The following is a 12,169-nucleotide window of genomic DNA, read 5'->3' as shown; positions in this document are numbered from 1 at the left end:
CGCACGTTCTGGCGACCACCGTGAGCGATCGCAACAGCCCGAGCCCCCTGCCCCGCCTCCTGTTTCACAGCCCGGTGTCACCAGCTCCCCGCTGGATTGGCGCGCCGGCCCTGCCTGCTCCAGGAGGGACAGGAGACGGGGGAGACGAGACGGGGCCTGGCTTCGGGCTGACGGCGCTGGGCCCCGTGTACGGGGAACGCAAAGCGCGCGAGTGGGCGCTGGTCCTCCAGTCGAGCGAGATCTGGCATCTGGTCCAGCACACCCGGGCTGGCTGGGTGCTGCTCGTCCGGGACGAGGATTATGTGCGCGCGTCGGGCTCCATCGATCGCTACGAGGCGGAGAACCGTGACTGGCCGCCTCGCCCGCAGCGCGAGCGACCGCGCCATCCGCAGTCGGCCGTGGCGGTGGTGATGTTCGCGGCTCTCGCGCTGTTTTTCTCGGTGACCGGCCCTGTCATGGGTGGAAGCCAGTGGTTCCGTCGAGGTTCGGCGGTCGCCGATCTCGTGTTGCACGCCGAACCGTGGCGCGCGGTCACTGCCCTGACCTTGCACGCGGACACGGCGCACATGCTGGGGAACGTGATCTCGGGGACGATCTTCGGCTCCGCCGTGCAGCGGCGGCTCGGTCCGGGGGGCGCGGCCTTGGCAGTCGTCGCCTCGGGGACGCTGGGGAACTTTGCCAATGCGCTGTGGCACCGCGGTGTGCTGGGCCAGGGGCATGCATCGATCGGTGCTTCGACGGCCGTCTTCGGCGCGATCGGTCTGCTCGCTGGAACGCAGCTCCTGCTCGACCGCGCTCAAGCAGCCGGTAGCAAGAGGACGATCTGGCAGATCGCTGCGCCCGCCGTGGGGGGTCTCGCCCTCCTCGGTGCGCTCGGTGCGAGCCCTCGGGCCGATCTGGGGGCGCACCTGTTCGGGTTGCTGATGGGTGGGGTGATCGGGCTCGTCGCTGCGCTCGGGTTGCGTGGACGGGCGACGTCACGACGGCGCTGGATGCAGCCGCTGCTCGGCGCTCTGGCTGCCGGTGTGGTGGTCGGCTCCTGGCAGCTCGCGTGGGCTCGTTGACTCAGCTCTCGGTGGGCCACATGCCCACCGTGCCTCCGACCCAGGTCAGATCCTTGTTCTGATCGACGCCGAGCATCTTGCCTCGCGAAAGCCTGACGAGGTTGAGCGTGAGTTTCGGCTCGGCCTCGCCCGGGGCGCGCAGGAACATCATGCGGATCTCCGCCTTCACCCGGTTGCCGTCAGGCATGACGAGACCTGGTTCGTAGGTGATCTTCTCCTGGAGGAGCCAGCCGGACCGCTCTTCGGGCGGGATGGCGGCGAGATCCTCCAGCGTGACGTCCAGCTTCACACCTGCGCCAGCGAAGGAGAACAGCGGCTTGAGGACGAAGTTCTCGAGGTCGTGAGGGGGCTCCAGAAGCTCGCTGACGAACCACGAGCGAGGGACGGCGACGTGATCGATATGGGGGAGCGTGGTCTTCGACCAGGTCCAGTACCAGTTCGGGTGCGAGCACCAGCTCACATCGAGCTCGTCCGTGTAGCGGAACGGCAGCTCGGCTCGGGTGCGCTGGAGCTCATCGAAGACGACCCGGTTGTAGATGCGCCGGACCTGGACGAGCTTCCCGTCGACCTTGCGGAACAGGCGTCGTCCTTCCCGGAGGAGGGAGGTCGGGCAGACGGAGTCCACGTCGAGCAGCATCTTCGTGGCGGTGAAGTCGGGGAACGTTTTCTGCGTGGGTGGATTGAGGTCGAGAAGCACGACATTCTCCGGCGCTTCACCCCCGAGCACCGTACGGCGCAGGTGTTCGACGAAGCCATCGCGGGAGAGTCCATTGAAGTAGACGGACCAGCTCCGATCCAGCTCGGGATAGGGACGCAGCACGTCGGCGAGGATCTCGGACTGCACGACCATGAGCGCATACAGTGAAGGGAAGGCCTGGAGTTCCACCACCCGGCCATCCAGCTCGCCGTCGGGACCGCGGACGATGGCAAAGTCCACCTGAACGCAGTTGGGAAGCGGATCCATCCCAGGCGCGTCGAGATGAGGGGGGATGGCTCTCTTCAATTTCTCCACCAGGCTCGGCTCCGAGATCTGACGCACGATCTCGGTGGCGTGACGCGCGAGGCGATCCCTCAAAGAAGGGGGGATGAAGAGCGGTGTCTCGGCCACGCGAAAGGCGATGGACGTCTGGAGCCGCTGCTCGAGGCGGCGCATGTACTCCTGGTACAGCTCGGGCCGGAAAACCTGATTGAATGCCCGCCGGAAGTACGGATCCATGGGGTTCCCCCATAGCATGGGCGCGGAGACGACTCGATATGCCGCTTCTTCCTCCCCTGTTCGAAGATGAAACCCACGCCGCGCTGCGCAGTGCGGCGAGGCGCTGGGCTCGGACCGAGATCGCGCCCCACGCGTACGAGTGGGAAGAACGAGGAGAGTTCCCGCGCGCGCTGTACACCAGCGCCGCAGCTGCCGGTCTGCTGGGGGTCGGCTACCCGGAGCCCCTCGGGGGAGTGGGGGGCGACCTGTCCCACGTGCTGGCGGAGGCCGACGAGCTGATCCTCGAAGGGAAGAGCGTGGGCGTCGCGGCAGGCCTCGGCAGCCACCGCATCGCGCTCCCACCCATCCTGGCCGTCGGCACGGACGCTCAAAAGGCGCGCTTCCTCCCGCCTGTGCTGCGTGGGGAGCGCATTGCGGCCCTCGCCATCACCGAGCCTGGTGGCGGGAGTGACGTCGCCGCACTCACGACGCGCGCTGTGCGCGACGGCGATCACTACGTGGTGACCGGCGCAAAAATGTTCATCACCTCGGGTTGCCGCGCCGATCTTCTGGTCACGGCGGTGCGCACGGGGGACAAGGGACACGGTGGCATCTCGCTGCTCGCCATCGAACGGGAGCAGGGCTTCACCGTCAGCCGGAAGCTGGCAAAAATGGGCTGGTGGGCTTCCGATACGGCGGAGATCGCGTTCGATGGCTGCCGCGTGCCGGCCGAGAACCTGCTTGGCGAAGAGAACCAGGGGTTCGTGCCGATCATGGCGAACTTCGCGGTCGAGCGCCTGCTGCTCGCGAGCAACTGCGTATCGATCGCCGAACTCGCCTACCGCGAGTCCGTCTCCTATGCGCGAGAGAGGCAGGCCTTCGGGCGCTCGGTGAGCGGGTTCCAGGTCACCCGTCACAAGCTGGCCGACATGGCCACCCGGATCGCAGCGGCCCGTGCACTGACCCACGAAACCCTGATGCGCTACCTGCGAGGCGAGATGGTCACGGGGCTCGCGGCCATGGCCAAGAACGCCGCCACGGACATGTGCTCCGCCGTCTGCGACCAGGCGGTTCAGATTCACGGTGGTTACGGGTACATGCGCGAGTACGTGGTCGAGCGCCTTTTCCGGGACGCGCGGCTCTACCCCATCGGCGGAGGAACGCGGGAGATCATGAACGAGATCATCTCCAAGACGGAGGGCTACTAGCGGATCCGAGACGGAGGGCTACTTGCAGAGCGGGCGAGGCTGCTAGAGTCCCGGCCTCTTTCACGAGGAACCCCTGATGAGCCCTCTGCGACCCCGCGTTTCCTGGGCCGCCGCACTGACGGTTGCCCTGGCTGCTGCCACCACGGCGTGCTCCAAGACCCCTGAGCCGCCGGCTTCCACCCAACCCGACGCGCCTGCAGCTCCTCCAGGAGCGCTTGCCCCCACCGGCGGCCACCCGGCGGCCACGAGGCCCGCCCAGGGGGGAACGGAGCTCGGCTGGGAGGTGCCGAGCGGCTGGGAGTCGGCCCCCAACCCCAGCGCCATGAGGAAGGCCACCTTCAAGGTCAAGAAGGTGGACGGAGATCCCGAGGACGCCGAACTCAGCGTGAGCCAGGCGGGTGGCTCGGTCGAGCAGAACCTTCAGCGGTGGGTAGGACAGTTCGAACAGAAGCCGGGCGCCGAGAATCCGCGCCATCAGCGCTCGATTGGAGACCTCAAGGTCACCGTCGTCGAAGCGCGGGGGACGTACAAGTCCGGGATGCCGGGCATGGGCCCCACCGTCCCGAAGCCCGACTGGGCACTCCTTGGCGCCATCGTCGAGACGCCGGTCGCGGGAGAGAGCTGGTTCTTCAAGCTCACTGGCCCCGAGAAGACCGTGACGGCCGCCAAGGCAGACTTCGATAAATTCATCGATAGTCTCAAGATCAAGTAGTTCCCACCACACTCCAGTTCCGCTTCCCACGGCTGTTTCCGCCGAAGGGCTCTTTTTTGTTAGGCCTGGGGAATTCCTGCCGCGTCTGTACGGTTCTTCCGCCTTTGTACAGGCTGGGCACCGCGACGACCTGACGACCCGTGCTATAGCGCCGCCCCGGACTTCCCGAACCGGCTCGTCCGCCCTACAGGAGAACCTGCAGATGACCCGCGTCCACAACTTCAATGCCGGCCCTGCTGCGCTACCCCTGCCTGCCCTGGAGCGCGCCCAGCGCGAGCTGCTCGACTACGACAGCACCGGCATGTCGATCATGGAGCACAGCCACCGGGGGAAGGCCTTCGAGGCGGTGCATGACGAGGCCATCTCGCTGGTCCGACAGCTCCTCGATGTGCCGGACGACTACCACGTCCTCTTCCTGCAAGGCGGAGCGAGCCACCAGTTCGCGATGGTCCCCCTGAACCTTCTGCCTCCAGGAAAAAGCGCCGACTACATCCTCACGGGAGGCTGGTCCGAGAAGGCGTATCAGGAGGCTGGCCGTGTCGGAACGGTGCGCATCGCAGCGTCCACGGAGGTGGACAAACGGTATACGCGCATCCCGCGGCAGGAGGAGCTCCAGCTCGATCCAAGCGCCGCATATCTGCACATGACCACGAACAACACCCTGTTTGGAACCCAGTGGCACTGGCTACCAGACACGGGAAATGTGCCGCTCGTGGCGGACATGTCATCCGACTTTCTATGGAGGCGGATCGACGTCCGCCGCTTCGGACTGATCTACGCTGGTGCGCAGAAAAACATTGGCCCAAGCGGGGTCACAGTCGTGCTCGCGCGGAAAGATCTGATCGATGGGGGCCGGAAGGACGTACCCGTCATCTTCCGCTATGCCACCCATGCCGCCAGTAACTCGCTTTACAACACGCCTCCGACCTTCGCAATCTACCTGGTCCGGAACGTGCTTGCCTACACCGTCGAGACTGGCGGTCTTGACGAGATGGAGCGGCGAAACCGGCATAAAGCCGGGTTGTTGTACGGCGCTATCGACGAGCGCCCGGATTTCTTCCTGGCACCTGTCGAAAACGAAAGCCGCTCTTTCATGAATGTAGTGTTCCGGCTCCCGACCGAGGAGCTGGAGAAGCGATTCGTGACGGAGGCAGCCCGAGAAGGAATGGTCGGACTGGCAGGGCATCGCTCCACGGGAGGTATTCGCGTTTCAATCTACAACGCGATCGAGGTGACCTCCGTGGAGCGGCTCGTGGAGTTCATGAAGGCCTTCGTGGCCAGGGCTTGACGCTCGATTTCCCCTCATCGGGGGAAGAGAAGCCAGGCTCCCCCTGTTCTCCAGGGAATCACCCTGCCTGGCGTACGATTTCAACGATAGTAGCCCCGAGCCCGCTTGACGTTGTTTCACACGGCACAAAGCGCTCTGCAGAAGGACACAGCAGCCTTCGTCGTGCGCATGTTTCAACCAACAGGAACCGATAAAGAGAGGATGGCCAGATATGGATGATCGCGGAATGCTTCCGGTGAACGAGTCGAACAACGAGTCTTCTTCGGCCACGGCCGAAAGGCCTGCGACGCCGCCGCCCGCTGCCCCTACGAAAAAGCTTCGGGGGTTCGCGGCGATGGACATCGCCCGGCAGCGAGAAATCGCCAGCAAAGGCGGCAGGGCGGCCCACGAGAAGGGCACGGCGCACGAGTTCACCCGCGAGGAGGCTCGCGCTGCCGGCAAGAAGGGCGGTGAGGCCGTGAGCCAGAACCGCAAACACATGGCGGACATCGGCCGGAAGGGCGGAGAGCGCGTCAGCCAGGACCGAGAGCACATGGCGCACATCGGTCGGAAGGGTGGCGAGGCCGTCAGTGGTGACCGGCAGCACATGGCGGAAATCGGCCGGAAGGGTGGCGAGTCCCGTGGCGGCTCGAAGTCGCAACCGCCGGCGCCGCCCGACGGGCCCGACGGGGAGGAGCGCTGAGCTCTCAGCGCTTCCCCCAGGGGGGAATCTTCGATTCCGACCAGTCGCCTGAGTCAGAATCCGTAAGTCGGAAAGCCGGCTGCCGATTCGAGCGCGCTGGAGTCCCCAGGGCAGGCGAGGCGTGCCGGGCGCGCGCGCACGGGCGAAAGCAATGACGCCCGCGCGCGCGTGCGCAGCACCAAATCCTCCCCCGCTCCACGCTCCAGCTACTTGCAAGTCCCCTACAGATCGTGACGCTCACCCTCCCTGGCACAGGGGATGGGTGAATTGCTCACGTCGTGAGCGTCAGGATAGTGGATGAGACGCATTCGCTCTCGCTGTGCCTCGGGCAAGGCCACGAGGGAGGCGAGCGGCGTATGCACGCCCAGGTTGGTCTCGTGGAAGAAGAGATCACTGCGGTTCAACCACGCAATGAGCGATGGATCGAAGGCCGTGTCTGCGCTGTAGCCGAGGGTTCGGCCCTCGCGTGAGAACCTCAGAGCCGACGTGGGGATGTGATGCACCGTCGGACGCCACTCGACCTGGAAGGGCCCCAGGGCATTGACGCCAGGCTCCAGCGGCAAGACCTGCGCGTAATCTTCGAGCGTGAGCTTGCGCTCGAGGTAGGGGAGCGCTCCCCCGGCTGGTGCCGCCTCGATCAGCTGCTCCATGCCGCCGCGAAGGCGCGTGTCCCATAGCCCTGCCAGCACCTCGGGGATGGCGTGCAAGACGATCTTCCGCCCCGTCACGAAGCGTTGGTAGAAGAGGAGCTGTTCGAGTCCGCCCATGTGATCACCATGCAGATGCGTGATGATCACGTGATCGATCGAGTCGAGGCCGACCGAGTCCCCCGTGGCACGCGCCACATCCGCCAGCGCACGCGCCAGCGCCGGTGGGGCATCGACGAGGACCCTGGCGCCGCCTGCCTCCAGCAGCAGGCAGGCGTTGTGGTACTTGGCAGTGAAGGCGTCGCCTACGCCGACGACACGGACCGAGAACGCCATGGCGCTCCCAGTCTACCCTGTCCGAGATCGCGCGCTGGACCGATCAGCCGGGAACTGCACCCAGGTCGCCCTGGGTCTCGTTGGGCCGCGGGATCCACTCCTCGTCCGGCCCTTCGCTCGGGAGCACCAGCGGCGTTCCATCGTAGCGGAGCCGCTTCCCGGGCCAGAGGAAGGTCCGGAACAGGTAGGCGAGCAGCGAAGGCTGATCGAGGTTGGGGTGGATGTGCGGAGCGACGCGCTGCGCGTGCGCCTCGGGGAGGAGGCTCCAGTGCAGGCCCGGCTCCATGTGATGGATGGTGTGGTAGCCGTTGTTGTACGTCCACCAGTTGACGAGCTTGCCCACGAAGTTGCGTGAGTGATTGTACTCGCTGTCCTGATCGCAGCCGTCGTGCTGGAGCAGGTTCATGGTGACGATGCCCCATGCGGCGTACTGATGGGGGATCAGCACGTAGATCAGGAACTTCTGCCAGTCGAGCGCGAGAAGGACGCCCATCGCTCCGAGGAAGACCACCCATTCCAGCGTCATCTGCCAGAACCAGGGCCGGTTCCTGCCGAACATCGCGAAGAAGTAGCGCATGTCGGCGTTCAGGATGTCCTTGCCCACGGTGGGCATGAACAGCAGCCCATTGAGCAGGTTCCACCGGAAGCGCGTCTTCGTCGTCCGCATCACGTCACGACGCGTCTGCGTGTGCTTGTGATGGCTCAGGTTGTGGCCAGGCACGTAGGCGCTCACGGGGTGGCCGTACGTCAACGTGAGCACGATCTGGAACACCCGGTTCAGCCAGCGCTGCCGAAACACGGGAGAATGCACGGTGTTGTGGGTGGCCACCGCCCCGAAGAAGGAGAACCAGCAAGTGAGAATGAGCAGCGGAATGGCCAGCCACAGCGCCTTCGGCGCGTAGATCCACTGCACGGCGACGAGCACGAAATAGGTCGCCACGAACACGAGCGTCTTCACGTCGGCGCGGTAGCGAAGCATGGGAAGATTCCTCGGCGCAGAGTCGGGCAGGCGATGCCGGTCCCGACGGATGGGGACGCCCCCTACGTACCGCATTTGCTCCGGTCGTGCGCGGCAATGTACGGCCGTTGGCGCGATTCCCTCCGCGCACCCATCCTCGCGCCAGTGCGTGTCACGGTTCGCAGCCCGGACGATACGCATGTCACCACAAGGCGATGATCGTTCGCTTGCCGTGCGCTTGACGTCGCTCACCTGGGCGGCCAACGTTAGTTGCCGTGAGCACTTCTCAACTCAGCTCCATCCGCCGGGGAGACGGTATCTATGGTCTCCCTTTCACGCCGGAAGAGGCGAGATTCATCCTCATCCCCGTCCCCTGGGAGCCCACCACGTCCTACGGGCGCGGCACTGCCCGCGGGCCATCCGCGATCTTCCGTGCGAGCCAGCAGGTGGACCTGTTCGACCTCCAGTACGGCCGCGCCTGGGAGGAAGGCATCGCCATGCTCGACGTCGATCCCGACATCGTCCGCTGGAATGCCGAGGCCTGTGCGGCCTCGGAGCCGGTGATTGCGGTGGGTGGCGACGTCGAGGGAGACCCCGAGCTTCAAGCGCGGGTCGACCGGGTCAACGTCCTGTCCGCGCAGCTCAATGACCGGGTGGGAGCGCTCACCCGCGCCTGGCTGGAGCGAGGCAGGATCGTCGGCATCGTGGGCGGCGATCACTCCTGCCCGTACGGGGCCATCGCCGCCTACGCGGAGCGCTATCCCGGAATGGGCATCCTGCACATCGACGCCCACGCCGACCTGCGCAACGCCTTCGAGGGCTTCACCGATTCGCACGCCTCGATCTTCTACAACGTGCTCACTCGGCTGCCCTCGGTCGGTCCCCTCGTCCAGGTGGGCCTGCGCGACGTGTGCGAGGAAGAGGTGAGCTTCATCGAGAACTCGCGAGGACGCGTGATCCCCTTCTACGACACCGTCATCGGCGAGCGCCTCTGCGATGGCGAACCCTTCAACGCGATCGCCGATGAGGTGATCAACGCGCTCCCGCAGGACGTCTACGTGAGCTTCGACATCGACGGCCTCGATCCTTCCCAGGGTCCCCACACGGGCACCCCCGTCCCTGGAGGGCTCTCGTTCCGCCAGGTGACGGCCTTGCTCTCGCGCCTCCGCCACAGCGGTCGCCGCGTCGTGGGCTTCGATCTGAACGAGGTCGCTCCTGGGCCCTCGTTCCAGAAGAACGATGGCTCGAACGGAGCGCATCAGGACGAGTGGGACGCCAACGTCGGCGCACGCCTCCTCTACAAGCTCATCGGCCTCACCAGACTCTCTCAGGGCGGCTCGGGCGGCGCACGCGCCCCGAAGATGACGGCTGGAGTCACCCGCCGCTGAGCAGGTCCCCCCTGCGCATCTCCGCGAGCGCCTTCTCCCGTGAGCGCGGGCGTACGCGCTGCAGCCCGCTTCAGCCCAGCGCTCGGCGGTAGGTCTCGATCGCGAGGTGGACGTCCAGCGTCCCGGCCATCTCGCGGCACGAGTGCATGCTCAGCATCGGAGCGCCGACGTCCACCGTCGCGATCCCCAGCTCCGCTGCGGTGATCGGCCCGATGGTGCTTCCGCACGGCAGATCGCTGCGGACCACGAACCGCTGGGGCGCGAAGCCGACATCCCCGCAGAATCCCACGAAGCTCGCCGCCGTCGCGCCGTCCGTCGCGTAGGCCTGGTTGGCATTCGACTTGATGACCAGCCCCCGGTTCAGCTGCGGCGCATGACGGGGCTCGTGCTGATCCGCGTAGTTGGGGTGCACCGCGTGGGCCATGTCTGCCGAGACCAGCAGCGACCCGGCCAGCGCCCTGCGAAGCCCCTGTACCTCTTCGCGGCCCGTCCACGCCTCGACGATCCGGGTCAACGTATCCCGGAGCAGCGGCCCCACCGCGCCGACCGCGCTGCGGCTCCCGACCTCCTCATGATCGTAGAGCACGATCCCACGGGTCGCCGACGCCGGCTGCCCGGCTACGGCGAGCAGCGCCTGGGTCGCCGTGTGACAGCTCGCCAGGTTGTCGAGCCGCGGCGCGAAGATCAGCTCGTCTCGGACCCCGCCGATCGTCGACGGCGCGACATCGTAGAGGCACAAATCGAACCCCGCGATCGCATCCGACGGAACATCCAGCTCACGCGCGACGAGTGCACTCAGCTCCGACTCCTTCCCGAGGCCCAGGATCGGCGCGAGATGCTTCTGCGCATTCAATACCAGCCCCTCGCTGTTCACCCCTCGGTTCAGGTGGATGGCCAGGTTGGGCACACGCGCCACGGGCCGGAGCAGGTTCAACAGCCGCGCCTCCAGCGTCCCGTCCTTGCGCCGCAGCATCACCCGCCCAGCGATGCTCAGGTCCCTGTCGAGCCAGGTCGAGTACAGCACCCCGCCGTACACCTCGATGCCCACCTGCTGGTAGCCGCTCTTCGAGTAATCCCCGTTCGGCTTGACCCGCAGATTGGGTGAGTCCGTGTGGGCCCCGACGAGACGGAACCCGCCGACCGCCGGGTGCTCTTGCCCTGCCACGAACGCCACGATCGACGACCCACCGCGGATCACGAACCGCCGATCCCCCGGCGCGAGCGCCCACGCATCCCGCTCGCTCAGCTCCGTGAATCCAGCCGCTCGAAGACGCGCTGCCACCTCGGCCGTCGCGTGCCAGGGCGTGGGCGACCGATCGACGAACCCGCACAGATCGCGCGCCGCCTCCACCCCGAGAGCGCGCAGCCGCCCCAGCTCCTCGGTCGACTTCGGGAACCGCTCCCCGAGCTGCGTCGACGGATTGCTCTGACCTTCGCCCGCGTTGGACTCGCGTGTCTCCTTCGTTTCCATGGGGTCGCGGAGCATAGCAGAGCGCTCGCCCCTCGGCGGCGGGACCGGTGTGCTACCGATCGAGCACGCATGTACCGACGGCTCCGACCGCTGCTCTTCGCGCTCCCGCCCCACACCTCGCACCAGCTCGGGATGCTCGCGCTCGCCCCGCTGGAGCACAGCGCGTGGCTCCGCACGATCGTCCGCGCACGCACCTCCCCTCCCGATCCCCACCTCGCCACCCGCGCCATGGGCCTCTCCTTCCCCTCCCCCCTCGGCATCGCCGGAGGCTTCGACAAGAACGCGGAGCGCGCGCGCGCCCTCGCTGCACTCGGCTTCGGCTTCCTCGAGCTCGGCACCATCACCGCGACGCCTCAAGCACCCAACCCGCCCCCCAACCTCTTCCGCCTCCCGGCCGACCGCGCCCTCATCAACCGCCTCGGCTTCCCGAACCAGGGCGCCACGCGCGTCACCGACCGCATCCTCGCCCGCGAGCTTCCGAAGACGACCGGCGTCCCTGTGGGCGTCTCCATCGGCAAGTCCCGCACGGTTCCCGTCGACCAGCTCACCCCCGTCATCGACGACTACCTCGTCAGCTTCCGCGCCGCGCAGCGCGTCGCCGACTTCGTCGTCGTCAACGTCTCTTCCCCCAACACCCAGGGCCTCCGCACCCTCCAGGACACGACCATGGCCCGCGCCCTCCTCGGCGCCATCGCCGAAGAGAACACCCGGCGCGGCCCCCGCCGCCCCTTGCTCCTCAAGATCGCCCCCGACCTGGACGACCAAGCCCTGGACGAGCTGCTCACCGTCGTCGAGGCCAGCGCCTTCGACGGCGTGGTCGCCACCAACACCACCACCCACCGCTCGCCCCTGAGTACGCCCCCCGAGGCCGTCGACGCCATCGGCGCTGGCGGCCTGAGCGGCCCACCCCTCCGCCACCGCGCGCTCACCCTGGTGACCCGAGCCCGCGCCCGCCTGGGCCCTCACGCCACCATCATCGGCGTCGGTGGCGTCGAGACCGCCGATCACGCGCTCGACCTGATCCGCGCCGGCGCCGACCTCATCCAGCTCTACACTGGCTTCATCTACGGCGGCCCTGGCTTGCCAGCCACCCTCCTCCGCGACCTCTCTGCGAAGGTCGCCGAGGCGGGCGTGCGCTCCATCGCCGAGCTCCGCGGCGCCGCCCTCCCCTCCCCCTGAGCCCCCTGGCATTCGGCCCGCCCCGCGATACGCTCCCACCG

Annotated in this window: 11 protein-coding genes; 7 read left to right on the top strand and 4 right to left on the bottom strand. The window is 67.0% G+C overall.

All coding sequences use genetic code 11. The features are described 5' to 3' along the window. Window positions 1-20: 20 nt before the first annotated feature. Window positions 21-1,064 carry a rhomboid family intramembrane serine protease gene (locus CMC5_RS19735; protein ID WP_245678533.1) on the top strand — a complete coding sequence of 348 codons (1,044 nt, stop codon included), beginning with the start codon at window positions 21-23 and terminating at the stop codon, window positions 1,062-1,064. A gap of 1 nt (window position 1,065) precedes the next feature. Here CMC5_RS19735 and CMC5_RS19730 read toward each other — a convergent pair whose 3' ends face one another. Then, window positions 1,066-2,280 (bottom strand): hypothetical protein, encoded by a 1,215-nt coding sequence (locus CMC5_RS19730; protein WP_050436014.1) that lies wholly within the window; start codon window positions 2,278-2,280, stop codon window positions 1,066-1,068. Window positions 2,281-2,318: 38 nt separating this feature from the next. Between CMC5_RS19730 and CMC5_RS19725 the strand changes: the two genes are divergently transcribed. The 4 genes from CMC5_RS19725 to CMC5_RS19710 all read left to right on the top strand — a co-directional run bounded on the left by CMC5_RS19725 (window position 2,319) and on the right by CMC5_RS19710 (window position 6,149). Next, window positions 2,319-3,467, top strand: coding sequence for an acyl-CoA dehydrogenase family protein (locus CMC5_RS19725; protein WP_050431865.1), 1,149 nt, complete (start codon window positions 2,319-2,321; stop codon window positions 3,465-3,467). 76 nt (window positions 3,468-3,543) lie between these two features. Continuing rightward, the gene (locus tag CMC5_RS19720; RefSeq protein ID WP_050431864.1) at window positions 3,544-4,179 is read left to right on the top strand and encodes a hypothetical protein; all 636 of its coding nucleotides are present in this window, start codon (window positions 3,544-3,546) and stop codon (window positions 4,177-4,179) included. Window positions 4,180-4,381: 202 nt separating this feature from the next. Beyond that, window positions 4,382-5,467: a 3-phosphoserine/phosphohydroxythreonine transaminase gene (gene serC, locus CMC5_RS19715; RefSeq protein WP_050431863.1), complete on the top strand. Its 1,086-nt coding sequence runs from the start codon at window positions 4,382-4,384 to the stop codon at window positions 5,465-5,467. Window positions 5,468-5,801: 334 nt separating this feature from the next. Next, complete coding sequence (locus CMC5_RS19710) at window positions 5,802-6,149, top strand: KGG domain-containing protein (RefSeq protein ID WP_050436013.1); 348 nt, start codon at window positions 5,802-5,804, stop codon at window positions 6,147-6,149. Window positions 6,150-6,370: 221 nt separating this feature from the next. Here CMC5_RS19710 and CMC5_RS19705 read toward each other — a convergent pair whose 3' ends face one another. Together CMC5_RS19705 and CMC5_RS19700 are read right to left on the bottom strand one after the other, a co-directional pair. After that, entirely contained in the window at window positions 6,371-7,132 is a 762-nt protein-coding gene (locus CMC5_RS19705; protein ID WP_050431862.1) for an MBL fold metallo-hydrolase, read from the bottom strand. Between the two features lie 43 nt (window positions 7,133-7,175). After that, on the bottom strand, window positions 7,176-8,111 hold the full coding sequence (locus CMC5_RS19700; RefSeq protein WP_050431861.1) for a fatty acid desaturase family protein: 936 nt from the start codon (window positions 8,109-8,111) through the stop codon (window positions 7,176-7,178). A gap of 254 nt (window positions 8,112-8,365) precedes the next feature. On the opposite strand from CMC5_RS19700, the gene CMC5_RS19695 reads away from it, so the two are divergent. Continuing rightward, window positions 8,366-9,478 (top strand): agmatinase family protein, encoded by a 1,113-nt coding sequence (locus CMC5_RS19695; RefSeq protein WP_063796311.1) that lies wholly within the window; start codon window positions 8,366-8,368, stop codon window positions 9,476-9,478. Between the two features lie 70 nt (window positions 9,479-9,548). On the opposite strand, the gene CMC5_RS19690 is transcribed toward CMC5_RS19695, so the two are convergent. Beyond that, window positions 9,549-10,949 carry a M18 family aminopeptidase gene (locus CMC5_RS19690; RefSeq protein ID WP_082363478.1) on the bottom strand — a complete coding sequence of 467 codons (1,401 nt, stop codon included), beginning with the start codon at window positions 10,947-10,949 and terminating at the stop codon, window positions 9,549-9,551. A gap of 69 nt (window positions 10,950-11,018) precedes the next feature. Between CMC5_RS19690 and CMC5_RS19685 the strand changes: the two genes are divergently transcribed. Continuing rightward, complete coding sequence (locus CMC5_RS19685) at window positions 11,019-12,128, top strand: quinone-dependent dihydroorotate dehydrogenase (RefSeq protein ID WP_050431860.1); 1,110 nt, start codon at window positions 11,019-11,021, stop codon at window positions 12,126-12,128. The last annotated feature ends 41 nt before the right edge of the window (window positions 12,129-12,169 follow it).

The sequence above is a fragment of the Chondromyces crocatus genome, assembly GCF_001189295.1.
GTDB classification, from domain to species: Bacteria; Myxococcota_A; Polyangia; order Polyangiales; family Polyangiaceae; genus Chondromyces; species Chondromyces crocatus.
This window is presented reverse-complemented; position numbering and strand designations above follow the sequence as displayed.